At 34.6% G+C, this 25,203-nt stretch carries 18 protein-coding genes; 15 read left to right on the forward strand and 3 right to left on the reverse strand.

Annotation, left to right across the window (positions count from 1 at the left end):
• Positions 1-184 precede the first annotated feature (184 nt).
• Complete coding sequence (locus P5P87_RS01070; RefSeq protein ID WP_278022844.1) at positions 185-1,147, forward strand: substrate-binding domain-containing protein; 963 nt, start codon at positions 185-187, stop codon at positions 1,145-1,147.
• A gap of 300 nt (positions 1,148-1,447) precedes the next feature.
• On the opposite strand, the gene P5P87_RS01075 is transcribed toward P5P87_RS01070, so the two are convergent.
• Positions 1,448-2,611 (reverse strand): DUF4861 family protein, encoded by a 1,164-nt coding sequence (locus tag P5P87_RS01075; RefSeq protein WP_198857435.1) that lies wholly within the window; start codon positions 2,609-2,611, stop codon positions 1,448-1,450.
• 517 nt (positions 2,612-3,128) lie between these two features.
• Here P5P87_RS01075 and P5P87_RS01080 point away from each other — a divergent pair.
• The 9 genes from P5P87_RS01080 (at position 3,129) to P5P87_RS01120 (ending at position 16,902) form a co-directional block, all read left to right on the forward strand.
• On the forward strand, positions 3,129-3,611 hold the full coding sequence (locus P5P87_RS01080; protein ID WP_278021219.1) for a hypothetical protein: 483 nt from the start codon (positions 3,129-3,131) through the stop codon (positions 3,609-3,611).
• A 134-nt stretch (positions 3,612-3,745) separates the two neighbouring features.
• Entirely contained in the window at positions 3,746-6,055 is a 2,310-nt protein-coding gene (locus P5P87_RS01085; protein ID WP_278021220.1) for a triple tyrosine motif-containing protein, read from the forward strand.
• Between the two features lie 218 nt (positions 6,056-6,273).
• Complete coding sequence (locus P5P87_RS01090) at positions 6,274-9,267, forward strand: family 16 glycosylhydrolase (protein ID WP_278021221.1); 2,994 nt, start codon at positions 6,274-6,276, stop codon at positions 9,265-9,267.
• Positions 9,242-10,225 (forward strand): discoidin domain-containing protein, encoded by a 984-nt coding sequence (locus P5P87_RS01095; RefSeq protein WP_278021222.1) that lies wholly within the window; start codon positions 9,242-9,244, stop codon positions 10,223-10,225. Before P5P87_RS01090 ends, P5P87_RS01095 begins: the two co-directional genes overlap by 26 nt.
• 125 nt (positions 10,226-10,350) lie before the next feature.
• On the forward strand, positions 10,351-12,297 hold the full coding sequence (locus P5P87_RS01100) for a beta-1,3-glucanase family protein (RefSeq protein ID WP_278021223.1): 1,947 nt from the start codon (positions 10,351-10,353) through the stop codon (positions 12,295-12,297).
• Positions 12,236-13,006, forward strand: a complete 771-nt coding sequence (locus P5P87_RS01105) for a carbohydrate-binding protein (protein WP_278021224.1) — start codon at positions 12,236-12,238, stop codon at positions 13,004-13,006. Before P5P87_RS01100 ends, P5P87_RS01105 begins: the two co-directional genes overlap by 62 nt.
• Before the next feature lie 220 nt (positions 13,007-13,226).
• A complete protein-coding gene (locus P5P87_RS01110; RefSeq protein ID WP_278022845.1) occupies positions 13,227-14,660 on the forward strand; it encodes a carbohydrate-binding protein in 1,434 nt (477 codons plus the stop codon).
• Between the two features lie 309 nt (positions 14,661-14,969).
• The gene (locus P5P87_RS01115) at positions 14,970-16,370 is read left to right on the forward strand and encodes a metallophosphoesterase family protein (protein WP_278021225.1); all 1,401 of its coding nucleotides are present in this window, start codon (positions 14,970-14,972) and stop codon (positions 16,368-16,370) included.
• The gene (locus tag P5P87_RS01120; protein WP_278021226.1) at positions 16,348-16,902 is read left to right on the forward strand and encodes a hypothetical protein; all 555 of its coding nucleotides are present in this window, start codon (positions 16,348-16,350) and stop codon (positions 16,900-16,902) included. The genes P5P87_RS01115 and P5P87_RS01120 overlap by 23 nt, the downstream gene beginning before the upstream one ends.
• A gap of 209 nt (positions 16,903-17,111) precedes the next feature.
• Here P5P87_RS01120 and P5P87_RS25690 read toward each other — a convergent pair whose 3' ends face one another.
• Positions 17,112-17,435 (reverse strand): Ca2+-dependent phosphoinositide-specific phospholipase C, encoded by a 324-nt coding sequence (locus P5P87_RS25690; RefSeq protein ID WP_340696702.1) that lies wholly within the window; start codon positions 17,433-17,435, stop codon positions 17,112-17,114.
• A complete protein-coding gene (locus P5P87_RS01125; RefSeq protein WP_340696609.1) occupies positions 17,353-18,171 on the reverse strand; it encodes a Ca2+-dependent phosphoinositide-specific phospholipase C in 819 nt (272 codons plus the stop codon). Before P5P87_RS01125 ends, P5P87_RS25690 begins: the two co-directional genes overlap by 83 nt.
• Before the next feature lie 263 nt (positions 18,172-18,434).
• On the opposite strand from P5P87_RS01125, the gene P5P87_RS01130 reads away from it, so the two are divergent.
• The 5 genes from P5P87_RS01130 (at position 18,435) to P5P87_RS01150 (ending at position 25,097) form a co-directional block, all read left to right on the forward strand.
• Positions 18,435-18,959 carry an RNA polymerase sigma-70 factor gene (locus P5P87_RS01130; protein ID WP_278021227.1) on the forward strand — a complete coding sequence of 175 codons (525 nt, stop codon included), beginning with the start codon at positions 18,435-18,437 and terminating at the stop codon, positions 18,957-18,959.
• Positions 18,960-19,042: 83 nt separating this feature from the next.
• Positions 19,043-19,444: a hypothetical protein gene (locus P5P87_RS01135; protein ID WP_278021228.1), complete on the forward strand. Its 402-nt coding sequence runs from the start codon at positions 19,043-19,045 to the stop codon at positions 19,442-19,444.
• A complete protein-coding gene (locus tag P5P87_RS01140) occupies positions 19,392-19,967 on the forward strand; it encodes a FecR family protein (RefSeq protein WP_278021229.1) in 576 nt (191 codons plus the stop codon). Before P5P87_RS01135 ends, P5P87_RS01140 begins: the two co-directional genes overlap by 53 nt.
• Before the next feature lie 70 nt (positions 19,968-20,037).
• On the forward strand, positions 20,038-23,322 hold the full coding sequence (locus P5P87_RS01145; protein WP_278021230.1) for a SusC/RagA family TonB-linked outer membrane protein: 3,285 nt from the start codon (positions 20,038-20,040) through the stop codon (positions 23,320-23,322).
• 5 nt (positions 23,323-23,327) lie between these two features.
• The gene (locus P5P87_RS01150) at positions 23,328-25,097 is read left to right on the forward strand and encodes a RagB/SusD family nutrient uptake outer membrane protein (RefSeq protein WP_198857426.1); all 1,770 of its coding nucleotides are present in this window, start codon (positions 23,328-23,330) and stop codon (positions 25,095-25,097) included.
• The last annotated feature ends 106 nt before the right edge of the window (positions 25,098-25,203 follow it).

Below are 25,203 nucleotides of genomic sequence, written 5' to 3' on the forward strand. Positions count from 1 at the left end.
GCGTGTGCGTACACGGTATTTTACAAATGTATGCAAAATGTGATGTAAAACAACTTATTTTTGATAAAATAAATTAATTTTACCGAACTGCTTTTATTTTTTTAACTTAAAAAGAATCAATATCATAACAATAAAAAAAATTGCCGAACTAGCTAATGTTTCTGCCGGAACTGTCGACAGGATTATACATAAACGCGGGCAAGTGGCGCAGGAAACCGTTGATAAGGTAAATGCAATAATTGAAGAATTTGGATATACCCGAAATATTTTGGCAAGTAATCTGGCTTTAAACAAAAAGTTTCATTTTGCTGTTTTCCTTCCAAAATCAGAAACTTTGGAGTATTGGAAAAGTCAGGTCGATGGAATAGAAAAAGTCGCTTTGGAATTTAGCAAATTCGGAATTGTTTTGGATTATTTTTTTTATGATTATAATCTAGTATCGTTCAAAGAATCTGCTCAGAGAGTACTAGAATTTGATTGTGATGGACTTTTATTTGCACCGATTTTCTACAAAGATTCTGTTGAGTTTTTAAAGGAATATGAAAAGAAAAATATTCCGATTGTAATGATCGATTCGAATATTTCTGAAGAAAACGAACATGCATATGTCGGTCAAGATGCTTTTCAGAGCGGATATTTAGCTGGAAGATTAATCAGTTTTGCTGTAAAAAATAAAAGACAAGTTCTAATTTTTAAGATTACTAGAGAAATCGAAAGTACTTCTGTGTATCAGCAACGCATAAAAGGTTTTTATTCGTATTTTGAAGATCATGACGAATTAACCAATTTCAAGTTTTCTGAATTTGCCTTAAAAGATTCAGGAATCGATCAGTTGAATTTGGAAATGTTTTCTGGCGTAAACAGTGTTTTTGTACCAAATTCTAGAGCTTATATTGTTGCTGAGTTTTTAGAAAAAAATAATATAAAAGGTGTTCGAATTATTGGTTTTGATTTACTAAAAGAAAACATCGAATATTTAAATAAAGGCGTAATAGATTTTTTAATCAACCAAAGGCCCGAAGATCAAGGTTATATGGGAATTAATTATTTGTATAAAAAGCTGGTTCTACAGGAAGAAACAGAAAAGACACATTATATTCCGTTGGAGATTATTTTGAAGGAAAATTATTTTCCTGTTAGAAGATAAATATATTTTTTCGCAGATTAAGCAGATGTAAATAAATTTTGAATATAGTTTTGTGATTTCGAGGAACGAGACTCGGACGTTAGTGAACTGATGAAATAAATCACACAAAGAATTCCGTCTAGTAAAGCCAATCTTTGTAGAGTTTCTAGTGCGATTTCTCGTTCCTCGAAATGACAAAACGCAATTTAAACATAGCCCGTGGTTTTAACCACGGGAAACGAATTGATATTATACATTGTGTTCCCGTGGTTAAAACCACGGGCTATGTTAAAAAAAACGTTGAGCCTTAGCACAAAAAAATCACTTTTTAACCTTCACAATCAAAGGATTATTTACCTTCTCAGCAAAAGAACTCAAATACTTTTCCCATTCTTGTTTGGTTTGAAACGGACTTCCTTTTTTCCATCCAAAACCAACATAATAAATAGCTTTGTTGTTTTTTACTGAAATATTTCCGTATAAGTTGCTTAATTCTTTTTCGTCAGTAACATGATTATCAAAACTAATTAACGAACCTTTTGGCGCAACTAAACCCATACCAATTTCAGAATCATCAATAGGTTCCCAATAACTTAACCAGCCTTCTTTTAAATTGGTGCCAATTGTTCCTTTTTTGTCATGAAGCGTTAAACCGGCTGCAATAGTTTTTGTTCCAGTAATATTGATTTCAAAACGAGAAAGCTGACTTCCATAATCTAAACTAATTAATTTCGATTCGGTTATTTTATTTCCTTTGGCATCCCAATCGGCATAAGTTAAAATAAAACTTGTTCTAATTGGACCAGTTGTAATCGTTTTCCAGCTAATGAAATTCTTGGAGAAATAATATTTTCCATCAACATTAACTGCAATTCCGCCCACGCCGCGACTGTCTCCAACTTGAAAATTATCCAGACCTTCGCCAGTATCTTTATGGTATGTTCCAGTTCCGGTTGTTGTTTTTTCGTACCATTTATTAATGATAGGATAATCGACTCTTTTTAGCCAAGCATCAATTCCGCTGGTTAACGTTCCGCCAGGAATATTATCTTCAACCATTTTTTGCGCTACAGGTCCGTAAGTTCTAAACGCTACTTTATTGTTTTCCCATGCATAATCGTCGGTGCGTTCTGGAACAAATCGAGAATAACAGCTCATTACTTTTGAAGCCGAAGGGTTTGTTCCAATCAAAACCTCAAAATCCTGTTTTGAAGAAGCTTTAATTTTGGGCTGAAATAAAAGCAAATCTGCATTTCCGTCTCCATCATTATCTACGGTTTGTGTTTCTAAAAAGGTATTGCCATTTTTTATTGCATAATCTTCGAGTTTGACATTTGCAGGTAATCCAAGAGATTTTTTAGTTAATTCGATGGTTTCAAACTCTCTGTCAACTTTTAAATTGTTGGTAACAGTTATGATTTTATTCTGAGAAAAAGCAGTAAAATTGGCTGTCAGAATGGCTATGATAAAAAGATGTTTTTTCAAAATTCTTGGTTTTAATATTTTCGAAATTAGAGTTGATAAGAATATAAAAGTACAAATCTAATTATAATTGAAAATACAGAATAGGTGTAATTCTGTACATAATGCTGAAAATCAGAAAACAAAATTTAGATTTTTGATTCGATTTATTTTTACAAATAAATTATTCCGTTAGAAATATCGGGTCAGTAGAAAAAAGCATTTATGAATTTGCATGGTGTCCTGTAAGGCATCTTTTTTTCGGAATAATGGTGTGTGCGTAATCAAACGTTCTTACGGAACGTATTTAATTCTCTAATTATCAAATTCTCTTGTTAAAATGTAATTTATTGCATTAAAATAAAATTTTATATATTTGAGTTTCGACATTCTCTTTTTTGTTTTGATAATACTAAATAATTGTTATTAGTACATTTAAAAAAAAAGAATGTTTTTGTCTAGAAAATTACTTTTCCCAAAGAAGTATTTTTCAAGATTGTGATTTTTAAAATCACAAAACTAACCTACAGATTCAAAGAGAATGATGAAATTTAAAATTAGAATTTTACTTCTATTCCTATTATTTTCTCCAATTATCAATTCCCAAATCAAAAAGATTGGAGTTCCTTTTATAGTCAATTATAGTCCGAAAGCATATAAAGCAGCATCAGAAAATTGGGATGTTTTGCAGGATTCTAAAGGCATGATGTTTTTTGCCAATCATTTTGGTATTATGCAATTTGATGGTGTTCGCTGGGCAATTGTCACACAGCCGGAAAACAGAAGTATGGTGCGTTCGATGGCGATAGATAAAAACGATAAAATGTACGTTGGCGCTCAAGGCGATTTTGGCTTTGTCATTCAGCTTCCAAATGGACAATATCAATATACTTCTTTGGTAAAATTGCTTCCAAAATCGGCTCGAAATTTTGGTGATGTACTGCATACGGTGATTCGAAATAACGAAGTGATTTTTTCTCTTATGAAAGGATTTTTATTTATAAAAACAAAGAAATCAAGGTAATAGACGCTAAAACTGCTTTTGATGATTTCTTTGAAGTTGGAGGAGAAATTTATGTCTCGGATAATGGAAAAGGATTATTAAAGCTAAAAGACGGTGCATTAATTTCTGTTGAAAATGGTGAGAAGTTTGTTGGAATGCATGTTAGAAAGATTTTCCAAACGAAAGAAGGACTTTTGTTGTTCACGCAAAAAAATGGTCTTTTTACATTCAATGAAAATCAAATAAAACCATTTGTAACCGAAGTAGATCATTTGCTAAAACAGAATCAAATTTCAGCAGGAATTGAACTTTCTGATGGATATTTCGGAATTGGAACCCGCCAATCAGGGTTGATAGTTATAGATAGTGATGGACATTTGGTTCAACATATTGATAAGCAAATGGGACTTCAGAATGAATATGTAACCAATTTTAAAATTGATAAAGAAGGCAATTTATGGGTGACGCTCAAAGGTGGAATTTCGCTGATTCAGATTTCGTCTCCTTTGTCAAAAATTATAGATGGCACAAATTCTGAAACCAAAATTTATTGCAGTCAGATTTATCAGAATAAATTGTATATCGGAACAGATAACGGTTTGTTTTGGCTGAATTGGGAAGCTTATAAAAGCGGAAAAAGAGAAAATGTAACTTTTCAGCATGTTTCTGGAATGTCTGAAAATGTCTGGAATCTTGGTGTTTTTGGTAATTCTTTGTTGGCTTTTGAAAAAAACGGAATATTCGAAATCAATGGAAATTCTGCGAAATCGCTGGCCCAAATAGATGGTGCTTGGCAAGGAATTCTAATTCCGAATCGGTCAGATTTATTGGTAGTTGGTGGATACACAGGATTATATTTGCTGAAAAAAGTAAATGGATCTTGGGTTTTTCAGCATCGAATAAAAGGTTTTGAGGAAAGTAGTAGAATTATGGAAACCGATAAACAAGGAAACATTTGGATTGCGCACGGTTATAAAGGAATTTATAAACTTAAATTCAATTCAACATTTGATTCCGTTACCGATATTCAATTTTATAATGATAAGAATGGATTTCCGTCGAGTTTGTTTTTAAATACTTTTAAAGTAGATAATCAGATATTATTTGGAACAACAAAAGGCGTTTACAGGCAAGATGTTTCTTCAAAAAAAATGATTCCGGATCCTGTTTTCAAGAAATATCTCGGATTAGAAAATCATATTCGATTATTAAAACCAGACAATCAAGATAATATTTGGTACGTTTCTGGCGAAAATACTGGAAAAATGAGCAAACAGAAAAATGGGAGTTTTAAGATTGAAGAGCTTCCATTTCGAAAACTTCGATATATATATGTTCCTGGTTTTGAAAATATTCAAACCACAAACAGTGGTGACGTTTTCTTTGGAACACAAGAGGGTTTGATACATTACAGTGCAATTAAAAACAAGAAATACGAAACGAAATACAAAGCAGTTATTTCGGAAGTAAAATGTATTTTTCCGAAAGATAGTTTGTTGTTTTCCAGCCGTTACGATGTGCTCCCAAATAAAACAGGATCAGTAAATGATAAGTTTTCGACTGTGTTATCTTATGCCAATAATGCGCTTCATTTTTCTTTTGCATCGCTTTGTTTTGATGATGCAGATGCAACAAAATATGAGTATTGGCTGGAAGGTTTTGAGCCAACTTGGTCAGATTACAGTCTTCAAACAGAGAAAGAATATACCAACTTGCCAGAAAATGAATATGTTTTTCATGTACGCGCAAAAAATATGTACGATGTGGTTAGTGAAGAAGCTGTTTTTAAGTTTGAAGTTTTACCTCCTTGGTACAGAACTTTCTGGGCTTATTTATTTTATTTTGCGCTTTATAGTATTGTAATTTATTTAATTGTTAGATATCAGAAATTTGTTGCTGAGCGTCAACGCCTTCAATTAATAGAGAATCAGGAAAGAGAATTGCTTCGAAGTCGTGCAGAACTTAACGAACAGAAACTGACATTAGAACAAGAAAATATGGCAATTGTTCGTGAGAATCTTCAAACGACAATTAATCTTAAAAATGCTAAAGTGGCTTCCAATACAGTCAATTTAATTCATTTAAATGAAATTTTGCTTTCAATAAAAGAATTGATCGCGCAGATTGACAAGAAAAACGAACCGAATGTAAACTTTAGTCTTCTGACAAAAATCAATAAATTAATAGATCACGAATTGCAGGGAGACAAACATTGGAACGAATTTGAAGAAATTTTCAATCAGTTGCATGATAATTTTATGCGCCGATTAAAATCGAGTTATCCAGAATTGACTCCACGCGATATGCGATTGTGTGCTTATTTGCGAATGAATTTCAATACAAAAGAAATTGCACCGCTTTTAGGAATTTCTGTTCGTGGTGTGGAAGATACCCGTTATAGAATTCGCAAAAAATTGCAGTTACCGTCTGATACGAATATCACCGAATTCATTCTTAATTTTTAATTTTTCTCGTATAAGTAGAATCTGAAGTGATTTTATGCTTTTCATCGATGATTTGTTACATTTCTTCGATAGTACCGTAGTCAAACCGTACTCAAAAATGTAAGTCTTGCCTGATTTTTTAGTTAATATTGCGCTGTTATTGTCGGAAAATACAATCTGTTTTTATAAATAAGATTTATTGAAGAAATAACAAATACTAACTAAAAACCTATTTAAAAATGAAGCAAAATGACTTTTTTTTCGGCCGACCACCGAAAAGCAATTCTTATTTATTAAAACAATTTTGTGTAGCGGTTTTGTTCTTACTGTTGCCATTTCTCAAAACTCAAGCGCAATGCAATACGCTCGTTTGGTCTGATGAATTTAATGGCACAACGGTAGATTTAACCAAATGGCAAAGCATTTCAGGAAACGGATGTCCGTCGCTCTGCGGATTCGGAAATGCTGAAGCGCAGCGTTACGATCCCAATCAGGCGACAATTGTAAAAGAAGGAACAAATAGTTACTTAAACATTGAGGCAAAATATGCGCCTAACGCACAATTTCCAGATCAGCCGTATGCTTCTTCAAAATTGACAACGGAAGGAAAGTATTCTTTAAAGTACGGAAGAGTAGAAGCTCGTATGAAACTTTCTAACGCACAAGGTGCTTGGCCGGCTTTCTGGATGCTTCCAGTTAATGGCAATTGGCCTTTTACTGGAGAAATTGACATTATGGAAGCCAAACACAGAAATCCAAAATCGGTAGATGGAACGATTCATTATGATGGTGGAGGATATCAGTTTACAGGAAGAAGCTACAGTTCTCCAATTGATTTGTCATCAGATTTTCATGTTTATGCTGTAGAATGGGGACCAAATTTTATTAAATGGTTTGTGGATGATGTTCTATTTCATACGGCAACACCAAACACAACTGTAAACGGCGGATGGCCTTTTAATGACAACAATTTTTATATTATTTTGAATCTCGCAGTTGGAAGCTACGGAACACCTTATACGAGAGTTAACGGTGCAGGAGTAGAGCCAATTCCTGCCGATTTTCCAGCAAAATTACAGGTCGATTATGTTCGTGTTTACGATGGAAGTTTTAAATATGCAGTAACTGGCGATAACAAAGTTTACCAAAACGAAACTAGTAAAACGTATTCTGTAAATGCAATTGCGGGTGCAACTTATAATTGGACTGTTCCAGCAGGAGCAACAATTACATCAGGGCAGGGAACAAATTCTATTACGGTAAATTGGGGAACTTCTGGAGGAGATGTTTCGGTAACGGCTACAGTTTCAGGCTGTAATGTAAATAACTACAAATTGGCAGTAACAACCGAACCAGCATTGCCTGTTGAAAAAATACATGATGATTTCCAAAGCAATCGAAATGTATTGTATCCTGTAAAAACGGGAGTTTTGACCGAAGCTGTAGCGAATCCTTCTGCTACCGGAATTAATACTTCGGCTTTGGTTGGAAAATATGTTCGAAATTCAAGCGAATTGTATGATGTGTTGAACATCAGAAATGTAACCATTACTAATGCTAATGATTATGTTTACGGAAGAAAAAGACTTTCGTTTGATATTTATACTTCGGCTCCGGTTGGAACAAAAATTTCGATGCAGTTAGAAAACAGCAATGTTACGACTGCGACGAATTATCCGTCAGGTAGACATAGTGGTTTTAAAGCTACGACCACAGTTCAGAACAAATGGGAAACAATCGAGTTTGAATTTGAAAAAATAATTGATCCAAATACGAGTGCTTTATCAATTAATAATGTGGTACTTCTTTTTGAATCGAATTCGAATTCTGGAGCGACTTATTATTTCGATAATCTGCTGACAAAAGCAGCGCCAGAAAAGCCAATTATTGCAACAGATGTGCTGCAAAATTACGACGGAGTAAATAAAATCATAAAAGGAACAACAACTGGAACGTATTCTGTTGTGGCAAATCCTGCGACAAATTCGGTCAATTCTTCTGCAAATGTCGCGAAGTATGTTCGAAATGTATCTGAGCAATATGATGTGCTTTTCTTCAATACACAAAGTACGATTGAGGATGCCGGTTTGTTGAAAAATCAGACGAATAAAATTTTGATTGATGTGTACACTTCTGCACCAATTGGGACAGTGGTAAGTTTGAATTTAGAAAACAGTGCAACATCACTTCCAGCCAATTATCCTACAGGAAGAAATAGTACCTACGTAGCGATTACAACCAAACAAAATCAATGGGAAACATTGACTTTCTATTACAATTCTAGTCCAGATGGAGGAACTTCAAATTTGGCAGTAAACCAAATGGTTTTGTTATTTAATTCGGGTTCTTACACAGCTGATACCTATTATTTCGATAATATTCGAATTGGCTCTACTAAACTTCCAGATACATTTACGCAAGGTGTAATTTATGAAGATTACCAGACGATTCACAATATTACATTTAGAGATGCAATTGGAACGTATACGGCAAACACAGTAAACCCAAATGCAAGCGGAATTAATACTTCTTCAAATGTTGGAAAATACGTTCGCAAATCGACAGAACTGTATGATAATTTCTCATTTAATACTACAATAGCCAATATTGGAGATTTTAAAGGTGGAGTTAAAAAGTTCGCAATGGACGTTTACACTTCTGCACCAGTCGGATCTATTATTTCTTGGCAAGCAGAAAGCAGCGCTTCAGTTCCAGCAAATTATCCTGTTGGAAGACATAGTATTTATCAAGGAGTTGTAAAACAAACCAACGCCTGGCATACAGTAACTTTTACTTATGCAAGTTCACCAGATGCTTCAACAGCAGACAGTGAAGTAAATCGTTTTGTTTTCTTATTTGAACCGGGAACAAATTCTGGAAACACGTATTATTTTGATAATTTAAGAGCTTTAAATTTAGTCTCTACAGAAACTCCAGCGGGATTACCTTCGCCTTGGATTAGCACCGATTTAGGAGCAGTTACTCCAGCGGGTGAAGCGACACATTCTAACGGTACTTTTACCATCAAAGGAGCAGGAAATGATATTTGGGATACAAGCGATCAGTTTCAATTTGTAAATCAATCTATTACTGGAGATGCAGAAATTATTGCTAAAGTAAATTCGTTAACCAATACAAATACTTATGCAAAAGCGGGAGTAATGTTCCGTGAAACGCTTACGCCAACATCAAAACACGCCATGACAGATGCTAGCGCAGCAAGCAGGAATTGAGTTTTTAACTCGTGATACTGCTTCGGGAGTAACCACTGCTGAGGTTACAACAGGAGCGACTCCAAAATGGGTTCGTTTGGTAAGATCTGGAAATGTGTTTACATCTTATTCTTCAGATAACGGAACAACATGGACACAAGTAGGAACGCCAAGAACGATTGCAATGGCTAGCACTATTTATGTAGGAATGGCAGTTACGTCTCATGCAAACGGAACTCTAACAACAGGAGTTTTCAGCAATGTAACTGTTCGAAATATAACTGCAAATCCGAATGTGAATTTAGCTTTAGCTAAAACAGCAACAGCTTCTACAGAAGAAAATCCTACGCTTTCTGCAAATAAAGCAACAGACGGCGATAGCACAACGACAAGATGGGCGAGTTCTTTTGCTAATGCGACTGAATGGATTTATGTTGATTTAGGAAGCAATTACAACATTAACAGAGTGGTTTTAAAATGGGAAGCGGCTTATGCAACACAATACAAAGTTCAGATTTCAACTGATAATGTTTTTACAGAAAACGAAACAGTAAGCAATCAAACTGCCGGTGATGGAGGAACAGATGATTTAACAGTGAGCGGAACAGGAAGATACATTCGAATTTTATGTAACGCTAAAGCTTTGCCTCCGTACGGATATTCATTGTATGAAATCGAAGCATATGGATCATCTTCTACAGCTAGAATGGCTATGAATGTTGTTGAAGAACCGCAGGCAGAAGAAGTTGTTTTTGCCATGTACCCAAATCCGACAACTAATTATATTCAAGTTTCATCTCCTGAGAACTTAGATAATAAAATCATTACGATTTACGACGATTCTGGAACTTTAATTTTAGAAAACAAACCTCAAGGAAACGAAAGCGTAATTGACATAAGTAAGCTTCGTAGAGGAATCTACATTCTAAACTTCAAATCAGATCAAAAAAGCTGGACTAAAAAGCTTATTAAGAAATAATTTTAAATCTTTTGGGTGCAATTTAAGGAGGGCATACCAATTGCACCTGGCGGATTTATTTAGTCATTCATTTGAAAATGGCTTTGGTTTAAAACTTATTTGCGTAACCCCAAAATTATTTAGATATGAATAAAATTAGACTTCAAAGATTTTCTTTTCTGATGACACTATTTCTAGTGTTTTCAAACCTGATACACGCTCAAGGGCCTGTACCTTTTACGATTAGTAATAATTCGACGTTTGCTGACAGCGAATTATATGTTGCAATTGTCGGCATCGATTATACAACGGGAAACCACGTTTGGGTAAATGCCAAAACGAGTCAGATATTGCCAATGAACGCTTCTTACAATACAGTTACTGGGCCAACTTATGGAGGAAATACAGGACCGGGCAAAATTCTAAATATGCGACTTTGTTTTACTAAGTTGAGCGAAATTCCAAATAAGACCTTTACACTTCCTTTAATTGCAGGATGTAGAGTTTTTATATCTAAAGGTTCACAATTGTATTTTTACTTTTTTGGCGCAAGCGGAGCTCCTTCAGGATATGCATCGCCAAATCCGCAAAATGCTACAGATCCCAATCAGGGAATTTTGTATGAAATGATCGAATTGACAAATAATCAGTATGGTTTCTTCGGAAATCCAACAAGAGTCGATTCATACAAATATCCAATGGGATTGGAATTATTTGGTGCAAACGGCTACCAAAAGAAAGTGGGTGATTTAAAAAAACACGCAGATATTGTTGTCGCTTTTAAAGCGAATGTTCCTGCAGAGTTTCAAGGTTGTGTGAACGATGCAACTGGCGAAATTACTGCACCTTCTAAAACGGCAGCTTACGCGGAAGGATCTGGACCATATGCAAATTACTTAAAATCGTACATCGATGCGATTTGGAACAAATACAAAAATGAAGACTTGATTTTTTATGCTGGAGATGCTGGTGTTTTTAAAGGAAGAGTTATTGGAGAACAACTAGAAATGGTTGGACAATCTGGTGCTTTTGTTGGAAGAACAGGACGTGTTCAAAATAGGCCAACAACGCAAGAAGCTCTTGAAGGCAAAGGCGTTTTGGACAGAAGATTGGTCGACGGAGATTTAGATCTTGTAATTCAATCGCAATTAACAGCTGCGATTAATCGTCATGTTGTCAATACAACGACCACAAATCCAGGACAGCAAAATTGGTACGATGCATCGAAATATTATCAAGTAAATCCAACAAATCATTATTCTAAATTCTGGCATTTGCCAGGAATCAATATTGACAATTTAGCTTACGGATTTGCGTATGATGATGTTGCAGATCAGTCGCCATCACTTCATTCGCCACAGCCAACAAAAGTTATTGCTACATTTGGAGGTTATTACGGACTTACGACGCCTTCAGTTCCAGCTACAACAGATGTAATCACAGTTTACAAAGATTGCAATTACACTGGATTTTCTGGCGGATTAACAATTGGAGATTATAATTTGGCTCGTTTAAATTCTTTAGGAGTTTTAAATGATGATATTTCTTCGCTAAAAATTACACAAGGTTATCAAGCGATTTTATATCAAGATGATAATTTCGGCGGAGCTTCAACCGTAATTAATTCTGATAATTCATGTTTGAATGCTACTTGGAATGATAAAGTGAGTTCGATCAGAGTAATTGCTAATGGAACAACAACTTTAGGAAACCAGACTTTCTTTCTTCAAAACAGAAACAGCGGTTTGTATATGGATGTTTGGAATTCTAGTATGTCAAACGGAGCAGGAATTAATCAAGGTGCTCTAAATTCTGGAAACAATCAGAAATTTACTTTTACGCATTTAGGAGACGGAATGTATAAAATCATTGCAAACCACAGCGGCATGTCAATGGATATTAATAACTTCAATAAAGCTAATGGTGCAAGAGTAGAACAATATCCATATAATGCGACCACAAATCAGCAATTTATTTTGGTTTCTACAGGTGATGGTTATTATAAAATTGTTGCCCGTCACAGCGGAAGAATTGTTGAAGTGGCAGGAGCAAGTACAGCTTCTGGAGCAATTGTGCAAGCAATGGGACAATAACAATCAGACTTGCGGACAGTGGAAATTAGTTCCTGCTACAAGTTCTCAAACTTCAGTTTTAATTCAGGCAGAAGATTATTCAGCAATGAGCGGTATTCAAGTTGAAGCAACTACAGATACTGGCGGAGGTTCAAATGTGGGTTATACAGAAACCGGCGATTGGTTAGCGTATAATAATATCAATTTTCCAACCACTGGTTCTTATTTGATTGAATACCGTGTAGCAAGTGCCGTGACTGGCGGAAGATTATCTTCTGATTTAAATGCTGGCGCAGTAGTTTTAGGAAATGTTAATATTCCAAACACTGGCGGATGGCAAAATTGGCAAACTGTTTCTCAGACTGTAAACGTAAATGCAGGAACATATAATTTCGGAATCTACATTCAGAATACAGGAATGAATATCAACTGGATTAAAATTACAAAAGTAGCAGGAACAGCAAAAATGGTCGCAACTGAAACGATAGCAGAAGAAGAGCCTACTGCAACAGAATTGAATGTATATCCAAGTCCAGCAGAAAATACTCTTTTTGTGACCACATCTGTAAGCGGAGAAAAAATAAGTATTATAGATCAGACAGGAACGCTAGTTTCTGAGCAAAAAATCAATAATAACAGCATTGATGTTTCGCGTCTTAGAACTGGAATCTATTTTGTTATTTTCCATAAAGATGGTACAAAAACGGTTAAGCGTTTTATTAAAAAATAATTTAAGAATGCAGGTTTTAGATCAAAATCTGAAACCTGCAATTTTTCAATATCCCCATAATTTACAAATTAAAACAAATCACTATGAAAGACAACTACACAAGAATGTCGGCAAAATGGATTCTTATTTTAGTATTGGGTGTTTTTAATTTTTCTGTAGCCCAAAAAAAGTAATTGCATATATTCCCAATTGGATTGATTTAAATGCTTTTTCAAGTACCATTCAATACAGTAAATTAACGCATATTAATATTGCTTTTGAAAATCCTGATGCAAACGGATATTTAAGTTTTAATTCAGGAAGCAATACAATTATAAATGCCGCGCATGCACAAAATATAAAAGTTTTTGTTTCTCTTGGAGGCGGTGCCGTTTCTGAAGGAGGAGCAATTAGAGACAATTATTTTAATCTGATAACACCAGCAAACAGAACAGCTTTCATTCAGAAAATATACGATTATGTTGTTGCTCACAATTTTGATGGTGTCGATGTCGATTTAGAAGGGCCAGCTATTAATGGCGATTATGGAGGGTTTGTGATTGCTTTAGCGAATAAATTGCATGCCAATGGCAAATTGATTTCAGCAAGACTTTCAGAAGGATATGGTGGTGCAAATGTACCTTCATCTACTTTTGCCGCATACGACTGGATCAATATTATGGCTTATGATGCAACGGGGCCTTGGGCACCAAACAGCCCAGGACAGCATTCTCCTTACAGCATGGCGGTTAATCAATTTAATTATTGGACAGGAAGGGGATTGCCTGCAAGCAAGGCTGTAATTGGACTTCCTTTTTACGGATATGGTTTTGGAGCTTCTGCCAATCAGGGAATCTCTTATGCCAATATCGTAGCGCAATATCCGGGTGCTGAAAATTTAGATCAAGTTGGAAACACAATTTATTACAACGGAATTCCGACTATCAAACAAAAAACAACTTTTGCGATTCAAAATGCGGCGGGAGTTATGATTTGGGAGCTGTCTCAAGATGCTACAGGTTCTAAATCTTTGCTTACTGCCATTAATCAGGTTATTACAGGAAGTAATCCGCCAGCAACAGGAACTTTAATTCAGGCAGAAAATTATAACGCGATGAGTGGTGTTCAAACAGAAGCAACCACAGATACAGGCGGTGGATTAAATGTTGGATATTGTGATACGGGCGATTGGATGGCGTATTATAATATTAACTTTCCAACTTCTGGTTCGTATCAAATAGAATATCGTGTGGCAAGTGCTGTAACAGGCGGAAGATTATCATCTGATTTGAATGCTGGAACTATTCAGCTTGGAGCTATAAATGTACCCAATACAGGAGGATGGCAAAACTGGCAGACGATTACACAAACTGTAAACGTAAATGCTGGAACCTATAATTTTGGAATCTATGTTCAAAATACTGGTTTTAATATCAATTGGTTTAGAATTACAAAATCGGGTTCAACGGCAAGAACAGCTGCGCCAGCTACCGAACAGTCTATTGCAAGTTTAGAAATTTATCCAAACCCAACAGAAAGTGAAATCTTTTTTACGGCAGAAGTTTCAGGTGGAAATGTAAATATTATTAATACTGAAGGTGGAGCGACAGTTTCATCTCAAACGGTAAATAACAATAGTATAGATGTTTCGACTTTGAAAACCGTATTTACTTGATTTCGGTTGAGAAAAACGGAATCAAAACCGTAAGACGTTTTATTAAGAAATAATCATAACCCATTTGCCATAATGGTTTTAGATACATTAAATTTTTTAGGTTTTAATGTGTTAAGAAGGCTGTCTTTTTGGACAGCCTTTTTTTATCTGCAACCTTGATAGCTATAAGAACTGTAGTTTTAAAAAAAACATTATCATTTCCATAACAATAACATAAACTGATTCTAGGTTTAAATCGATAAAATTGCGTTCGATTAAAAGCTCCAAAACTTCTAATAAAGTGTCCCCAATTTATTAAAGTTAAAACCTATGAAATTAAAATTTACTTCACTTTTTATAGTGTCTGTTTTTGTTGTTTTTAATAGTTCTGTTTCGGCACAAAAAACAAAGAATTTAAACGGAACACAAATCGCATTTTTATCTGATGTTCATTTGCAGGATTTATTTGGCAGATTTTCAGATTCAGATTACAAAGGCGTTCTAAATCCAAGAACAAATCAATATGCTTTGGTGCGAACCATGTCATCGCAATTGCATTCAACTCGAATTTTTAATGAAAACTATTTTGCTTTTTTAGCGACTTTAGATGATATCGCAAAGCGAAAGATCAAATATGTCGCACTTCCAGGTGATTATACCGACGACGGACAGCCAATTCACATTCGCGGATTAGCTAAAATTTTAGAACAATATTCAAATAAATACGGAATAGAATTTTTCATTACCACAGGAAATCATGATCCAGTTGGACCTTTTGCACAAGAATCTGGCAAAGAAGATTTTTTAGGCAAAGAAGGTAAAAGTCAACCCATTTATAGCAAAGACGGCATGTATGCGCCAAATCTCACCATCGAACAGCCTATAGTGGTTACCGCCGATATTGCTAAAATGGGTTATTTAGAAATTACTGATAATCTGAAAGATTTTGGTTTTCATCCGAACAAGAAAAATAAATTTTGGGCAACTCCATTTTCAAATTATTCTAGTGAAAGTTATACGTTTGATAAAGCTTTAGAAAGTGCAAAATTAGCTAATCGCGTTTATGAAGTTGCGCCAGGTTATGAAGTTCCAGATGTTAGTTATGTTGTTGAGCCGATTGATGGACTTTGGTTAATGGCAATTGATGGAAACGTTTACATTCCGAAGAAAACCGATGGCGACCCTAAAGATTCTAAAAGTTATGCTGAGGCTAGTACAGGATATAATAATGTACTTTCAAACAAAAAACATTTAATTAATTGGGTTTCTGCTATTTCTGATCAAGCTAAAAAACAGGGAAAAACTTTAGTTGCTTTTAGCCACTTTCCAATGATTGATTTTAATGATGATGCTTCTGCAGAAATAAAAGAATTGCTTGGTCCAAACAAATGGCAGTTAAACCGAGTTCCAGTTGAAGAAGTGGCACAGGTTTTTGCAGATGCTGGATTGAAGATTCATTTTGGAGGCCATATGCATATTAACGATACAGGAGTGAGAACTTCTCCAAAAGGAAATACCTTAGTTAATATTCAAACTCCTTCGCTTGCGGCCTACATTCCGTCTTACAAATTATTGACTTTAAAGAAAGATAATGTGGTCGATATTCAGACTATTACAATCGATAATGTTCCGAGATATGATGAACTTTTCGATTTGTATAAAATGGAATATCAGTTTTTAGAAAGTCAGAATACAAAAGATATTTGGAATGCTTGCTATTTTAAAGACTAAAAATTATCATGATTTTACCGATTTTCATTTGAAGGAATTAGTGCGTCTTCGTTTCTTAAAAGACGATTGGCCTTCTGCTTTTAAAGATTTTATTTTGAATGTTTCAGCGAAAGATTTATTGGTTTTAGCGAACATTAAATCAGCAAAAGATTTTGATTTTATTTTGAAAAATAAAGAGCAGTTTCAAAAAGAATGGAAAGAAGCGGAGACGAAATCGGAACAGATTTTAATTAAAAATAAACTTAAAAAAACAGATTTCAATTGGACAGGAAATGATCTTTTAATTGATTTTTATCGCTTTAGAAGTGCAGACGAATTGGCTCTTGCCGATGTTGGAGTTGAAAGAGCAAAACAATATAAAGTATTATCTGATTTGTTTTTAGAAGGTGGTAAAGCTGATCTTTCAAGTGACACACCACTTCAAAAACAAATGAAGCTGTTCTTAATTATCTTCAATAAATTTATGCATGAAGTTCCAGCAGATCATTTTTCTGTTGATTTGAAAAGTGGTGCTGTTAAAAGTTTGAAGTAATTTTTTTTAACCGCAAAGAGCGCAAAGGTTTACGCAAAGTTCGCAAAGTTTAATTTTTGAGTTAGATTTTATAAAATAAAAAAGTTCGCAAAGCTAGATTAAAGCTTTGCGAACTTTGCGTTTATGAGCGTAACCTTAGAGAAAAAATCTTAGCGAACTTTGCGTAAACCTTTGCGCTCTTTGCGGTTAAATAAAACAGCTCAAAAAAATTAAGGTGTCGTTACGGGATTATTTCGAACATAACTTCCATCATCATACTTAATTTGGTATGGAGAATTAAAGAAAATGCTTGGCAGATAATAATCAGTTGTAATGATTTGTGCTCCAGATTTTTTTGCGGCTTCAAAATGCGAATAATCGTTGGCGCGGGCTTCTTTGGTATCAGAATCGGCTCTGGTTCTTATGATGTAACCTTTTTTTACTAAATCTTCAATTGTCGGATCTTCAGCATTATTTCTGAATAAAGCTGCGAGCTTCTGGTTTTCCTGGTTCTGCGTTAATAAAAACGGCGCGTCCCTTAAGGGACGGATGATTCAATGCGTACAAATCTCTTTTTGCGCCGTTGTTATCTAATAAGAATAAAAATCGTCCTTTGGCTTCTTTTAAAGTCGGCCAATTGTTATTTAAAACTGCTTCTTCGAGAGTTTTATATTTTCCGCGAACCATGTCTGGCGTAATCAGTTTGTCTTTTCCTAATTCTTTACGGATTACTTTGTCCATTTCGTCAAAAACTGAGGCTGTGAAATCTTCTGGTTTTGTACCGAAGAAATTCGCATCTCCGTCTTTTGGTTCCAAAGTAATAAAAACAGGAACGTGTCCCAGATTAGCATCTGACCATTTTTTTAATTCCTGAAGACAGATTTCGAAAGTATAAGCAGAAGTTCTAAAATCGATATCTGGCATATGGAAAACCTTAAAACCTGGTTTTTTCATTAATCCGTTTGGGTCGTAAACTTCTTCAGATTTAGCTATATCCAAACCTTTTGGGTGTGCATATTTTCCGCCTTTCGCATCTGCAAAAATGTCAATTTCTAGATTGCGTAAACCTTTGTTTAATTGATCGGTAATGCTAATATGAGTGTATTGCAAGCCTTTAAGAGAACGAGAAGTATCTCTAGCTTGGATAAGATTGTATAAATCGGTTTCAATCGCATGACGATAACTGTTGTGCGATCCGATAACCTGAATCTGGTTAATTTTCAGATTGTCGTTCTGAGCCTGAGCGCTTAAAGCTCCTGCAAATAATAAAGTGAAAAAAAATGGTTTCATAATTCTAAAATGTAATTGATACTGTTGACTGGGACGCATCAAAAGAAAATTGCATTTTTTGAAAGGCACTAAGTTAAAATCTGAAGCCGATTTGTGTGTTAGATTAAAAAAAGAAATCGCAAAGTGATTCTTTCTTTTGCTTTAAAAAAGTAGTATTTCTACAACAAACGTGTTTATTTATTAATTTAAAGATAACCTTGACGCAAAAAACATTGGGTTTTCATTTTATTATTTTACGATATTAAAAAGCCTGTAATTAGTATATGAATAATCCTGAAATTTTTGAAAAAACGTATAACCAATATTGGAAAAAGCTTAATGCGTTTTCTTATACGATGACTCAGGATAAAGACTTGGCGCAGAACATTGTTCAGGATGTTTTTGTGGATTTATGGGAAAGAAAAGAAGAACTGAATATTAATGCTATTGAACCTTTTTTATTTCGTGCAGTAAAAAATCAGGTTTTCAAACATTATCAGAACAATCGTTTTGATAAGACGATTTTAGAAGAAAAATTCGAAGACTACATTATTGACAATTTTTCGACTATTGATCCAGAAGTGATGGATTTGCTTTATTCTTTATTAGACAAACTTCCAGAAAAAAGAAAAGAGCTTTTGTTGATGTATAAATTTCAAGACATGACAATCGATCAAATTGCAGACGAACTTGGAATTTCTAAACAAACTGTAAAAAATCAAATTTCATCAGCTGTAAAACAACTTCGAGAAGGCTTAAAAGACTTGGTTTGGCTGGCTCCATTCATTATTTTCAATCAAAAATTTTAAAATAACTTTCGCTTGATGTTTTCATAATATTCGGCAATAGTACGATTTCTGGTTTCTGGTACTTATCTATAACAATAAGTATTATGATAAAAAGAATTAAACATAGTTTAGAATATCTGCTCGATAAAAGTTCGCGAGGAAAAACTTCATCGGCAGAAGAAAATTTATTGCATGATTTTGCTTTCGACGAATATCAAAATTCAAAATGGGATAACGATCTTATGGGAAATCCAGAAATCGAATCTCAAAACATCTACGACGAAATTCAGATAAGAATTGGAAAGAAAAGATCTTTCAGTCCTTATTTAAAATATATGGTCGCTGCCAGCATTCTTTTTCTGCTTGGTTTAGGATTTTTCTTGAGACCAAATGTTTTAAACCAAAAACAAATCACATTTAAAACGTCATCGATTCCCCAATCTATCCAATTAAGTGACGGTTCGAAAATTTATCTGGCAACGAAACTCATCATTTCAGTATCCTGAAAAATTTGAAGGCGATCAAAGAACGGTTTCTTTACTAAAAGGAAACGCGTTTTTTGAAGTGGCCAAAGACAAAAAACACCCATTTATTATTCATTCTGGCGAAATACAAACCAGAGTTGTCGGAACTTCATTTCACATTCAATTATCAAAATTAAACTGTAAGGTAATTGTCGTAACCGGAAAAGTAAATGTTTCTGGAAAAGGGCAGAGTGTAGATTTAGTGCCAAATCAAGAAGCTTTGTTTGAAGGCCAAAAATTAACCAAACAAGTTGCCGATAAAGCTTTTTTGGTGAATTGGTACAATCAAGATGTAACACTTGACCAAACTACTTTAAAACAGGTTATTGCCATTTTACAATATAAATACGGAGTTTCATTTCGGTATAACAACGAACACGTATTAGCAACGCCGTTAACGGTATTCATTAAGAAGGACGCGACATTAGAAAATGTTTTGGAAGAAATAAATTATATCACAAACCTAAAATTCAAAGTCTATGGCGAAGTAGTAAAAGTGGATTAAAAACAAAAAAAGCAGTTGCTGGAACAACTGCTATTAATAACTAAGCATCGTAAAAACAATTACTTAAATCATGTATTTTAAACCTTCTTATTTAAATCTAAAGAGTTTTGTCTTTTTAGTCCTGGCTTTACTTGCCTTTCAGAGTGGCTACAGTAAAACTAATTTATTAAAAGAGTCAAAAGTAGCAAATAAAATAGAAAAAGCTACTCTGGTTTCTATTTTTTCAAAATTAACGCAACAAACCGACTACAAATTTAGTTACGGACAAGCTGTAATTGCTGATAATACAGCTTATACGGTAAATTATAGTAATGAGTCTATTACTGCAATTTTGAATGATCTTTCGCAAAAGGCAAATTTCAATTATAACATTAGTGGAAAACTGATTTTAATTCAAAAAACAGTCGCGCCAAAAGCAATAAATGCAAAAGCAGTTGATAGAATTAAAGTAAAAGGAAAAGTTGTTGACGAATTTAAAGTGCCAATTCCTGGTGCAACAGTATCAGAAACAAGTTCTTCAAATTCAACAGTTACAAATTTTGATGGAGAATTTGAAATTACGGTTGGAGAAGGAAAAACATTGGACATTTCTTATATGGGTTATAAAACCAAAACAGTTGCTGTACAGACTGGTTTTATGAATATTCAATTAGAGCCAAATACAGCTGAACTAAACGAGGTTTTGGTTGTAGGTTATGGTAAACAATCTAAGAAAGATGTTACTGGTGCAGTTACACAATTAGAAGCAGGAAGTTTCAAACAAGGTGTAAACGTTTCGGTAGATAATTTAATGCAAGGAAAAGTGGCTGGTGTACGTGTTGTAAATACAAGCGGTGAGCCAGGAGCTGGAGTAAATGTAACAATTCGTGGAGTTGGATCTATCAGAAGCGGAAGTACGCCTTTGTTCGTTGTAGATGGTGTGCCTTTGTCAAATGATGATGTAAGCCCTTCTGGAAGTAATGTAGGTTTTGGAACTTCTTCTGCTAAGAATCCGTTGAACTTTTTGAATACGAGTGATATCGAATCGATTACGGTTTTGAAAGATGCGTCGGCTTCTGCAATTTATGGAGCAAGAGGTTCTAATGGAGTTGTTTTGGTAACAACTAAAAAAGGTTCTAAAGGTGAAGGAACACTAACTTTTGATTCTTATATGGGAGTTTCGACTGTGGCTAACAAACTAGATGTTTTAAGTGCAAGCGAATATAGAAATGCAATTACAGACAAAGCATTTGATCACGGCGGAAATACAGATTGGCAAGATGTAATTTATAGAAGTGCTATAACTAAAAACAATTCGCTTTCTTTTTCTAAACAAACAGAAACTGGAAATTATTATGCTTCGATTGCACAAATGGATCAGGAAGGTGTGGTTCGTAACAGTAATTTCAAACGTCTTTCTGGAAGAATTAACGCCGCAGAATCATTTTTAGATAACAAACGTTTGAAAGTAAAAATGAATCTTACTGCAAGTGAAACTAAAGATGACGGAGTTCCTACGAGTGATGATGGTGGTTCTAACGGACAATTGATCGTTCATACTTTGATGGCAAATCCAACACGTTCTGTTTTTGATGCGAATGGAAACTACACCAATTTCAACATGAATGCACATTACAATCCTGCATATTTGTTGAGCATTTACCAAGATCAAACGAGAACATTAAGAGTTTTAGGAAACTTAGAAGCTTCTTTAAGAATTATTGACGGATTAGAATACAAATTAAATATTGGTATTGACCGTTCGATGGCAGAAAGAAACACAACTATTTTTCCAAACTTAACAGATTTGAATCCGAAAGGAAAATATGTTCAGAATAATTTAGATTCTAAAAACTCTTTGGTAGAGCATTATTTGACTTACAATTTAAATTTAGACAAGCATAAAATCGAAGCTTTGGCTGGTTTCTCTTATCAAAAATTTGAAAGATCAGGAACAAGTTTTAGCATTGACGGAATCTCTGATCAAGGAGAAGGAGTTCCTCCATCAATTAATCCTGGATTTAAAGGAACACAATCTGGTACAACAGGTTATGCGCAGGAGAATGAATTACAGTCTTATTTCGGAAGGCTGAATTATAGTTTTGACAACAGATATTTGGTTACGGCTTCTATGAGAGGCGACGGATCGACTCGTTTTGGTAAAAACAATAAATATGGTTATTTCCCATCTTTTGCTTTAGGATGGAATATTGCTAACGAAAGTTTCTTAAAAGAATCTTCTACTTTAAATAATTTAAAACTAAGAGCAAGCTGGGGTCAAACAGGAAATCAAGAAGTTGAAAATAAAATTACTCAGGCAAGTTACTCTTTAGCTGGAGCTGACGGATATTATTTATACGATGATTTAAATTTAGTAAACGGAGTTTCTGTAAATAGAACGCCAAATCCTAATTTGAAATGGGAAGTTGTAACGCAGTATAACGTTGGTTTAGATTTTAATTTATGGAACGATAAATTGTATGGAACATTAGATTATTTCAATAAAACAACAACCGATGCAATTTTAAATGTTCCTTCTCAAGCGTTGAGTCCAACAACTACGATTTGGACTAATATTGACGGTAAGATTATCAATAAAGGTATCGAGTTTATGTTAGGTTCTAAAATAGTAGATACTAAAAACTTTACTTGGAATATCGATATGAATGGTGCGACTTTGAATAATAAAATTCAAGATCTTCCGGTTTCAGAAATCTTAACAGGAACAATTTCAGGTCCTGGACAATCTGGTGTAAATGCTAATATTTACAAAAGTGGATATGCTGCTGGTTCATTCTACTTATTAGAGCACATTGGTTTTGATGCAAACGGAGCAAATATCTTTAAAGATCAAAACGGAGACGGTAAAATTGATAATAGCGACAGAATTATTATTGAAGGAGCATTGCCAACTTTCTACTACGGATTCAACAGTGACATGAGATACAAAAACTTTTCGTTCTCGTTCTCTATCATCGGACAAACAGGTGGTTATTTATTGAATAATACAGGTTTGAATGCATTAAACATTAACAACTTAGCATCAGACCGTAACGTAGCTACAGGTTATTATGAGTCTGGAGCAAATGCAACAAACTCACCAATCTTGTCTACTTTATTCTTAGAAAAATCAGATTTCATTAGATTAAATACAGCTCGTATTGGTTACAATTTTGATTTAAAAGGATTAAACTGGATCAACGGATTAACACTTTACATAACAGGTCAGAACTTAGTTACGATTACAAATTATACAGGTTACGATCCGTTAATCAACAGTCCGAAATCAAACGGAGGAAACCAATCTATCGGTATCGATTATGCAAGTTATCCAACTTCTAGAACATTCAGTTTTGGAGCAACTTTAAAACTATAATTATTATGAAGACAAATACAATTTTTAATATAAAAACATTAGCGATATTTTCTTTTATATGGCTTTTTGCAAGCTGTACAAACCTTGACGAAGTTGTTTTGGATGAGGTTTTAGGAGAAGATACTTCAAATCCGGCTGGGGCTCTTGCAGCTGCTTACGACCGTTTAGGAGACGGAACTTTTGTAGATCACGGAGGTGTTTTCTCTTTGCAAGAATACACTACAGATGAAGCAATATTGCCAACGCGCGGAAGTGACTGGGGAGACGGTGGAAAATGGAGAGACATGCACGAGTTTACATGGAAATCGGATAACGCGATTGTAGTGGATAACTGGAATAAATTGACAAACGGAATTACACGTTCATTAACCGCAATTCAATCAGTTGAAGAAAGTTCAATTCCAGAGAAAAAATTGTTTTTAGCGGAAGCGAAAGGACTTTTAGCGTATTATTTATATACTACTTTAGATTTGTACGGACAAGCTCCATACAGAGATCCGATGAATCCGAACGCGCCTTTGCAGATTTTAAAAGCTGATACACAAATTGATCAATTGATAAAAGATGTTGAAGCTCTAGTGCCAGATTTGGCAGAAATGGGAACACAGCAAACGCATCACGGTAGATTTACAAAAGAAGCCGCGTATGGATTCTTAGCGCAGATGTATCTGAATCGCGCTGTTTTTAAAGATCGTTTAAATGCATCTTCAAGCTTTAATTTTACTGAAGCTGCTGTAACTGGTACAGGAACAGATATGGATCGTGTTATCTATTATACTTCATTGCTAATTAATTCTGGGAAATATTCTTTAGAAAGCGATTACTTCAAAAACTTCGCAAGAGACAATGAGAAAGGAAAAGAATTGATTTTTGCGATTTCTCAAAAGATAGATTACATCAGAAACGGTTCAAACAGTTTTGCTTATGTGTGTATGGAGCGTAACCAAAGAACTTCTGCAGCAAATAGAGGAACAAATGCAGCGTGTACAACTCCTGAGTTTTTTGCAACTTGGGATGGAAATCACGATGACCCAAGATTCCAACAAAAATACCAATATGGAGACGGAACTTGGTTTATGAATGATGGAACAGATATTAGCGTTCCTGCAACAGACATTGTACCAAAAAGTGCCAATTTACCTTGGTTTCACTTTAATAGAGGAATTCAATACGGACTTCAATACGGTCCAATCTTATTGTCTTCTGGTTCATTAGAAATGATAAACGGACGTATTAAAGTTTCTCCGTTAGTTATGGAAAAAAGCACAACAACAAGAATGGATTTTACGCCTTCTTTAACTTTCAAAAATCCAGCTCAAGCTGTTTTTGCTCAAAACGAAATCAATCAAGGAGCGCGTATTTTTAAATATGAATTTGATCCAGAAGGAGGAAACGGAAACAGTAATGTTGATATTCCATTATTCCGTTTAGGAGGAATTTATACAATGAGAGCTGAAGCTTATTTCAGAAAAGGGAATACAGGTCAAGCTATGGAAGATTTGAATAAATTGCGTACAAGCAGAAAAAGAGAATCTCTGTACGGAGGCGTAGCAGGAAAAGCTTTGACTTCAATCGATCAAACGGTTTTATATAATGAAATTGGCTTCGAATTATACTGGGAATTGTACAGAAGACCACAAATGATCCGTTTCGGGAAATTTGATCTTCCAGGAACAGCAAAATCAGCTTCAGAGCCATACAGAAGAGTATTCCCAATTCCGCAGTCAACAATAGATGTGACTAAAGAATTCAAACAAAACCAAGGATACAATTAAGCTTGTGTGTTTATTTTTTATTTTTTTTCAAAAAGGCCTGTTTCGAGTAGAGACAGGCTTTTTTTTTTAAAGATGCTAAGTTTCTAAGGTTCTGAGATGCTAAGGT

Source organism: Flavobacterium ginsengisoli, assembly GCF_029625315.1.
Lineage (GTDB): Bacteria > Bacteroidota > Bacteroidia > Flavobacteriales > Flavobacteriaceae > Flavobacterium > Flavobacterium ginsengisoli.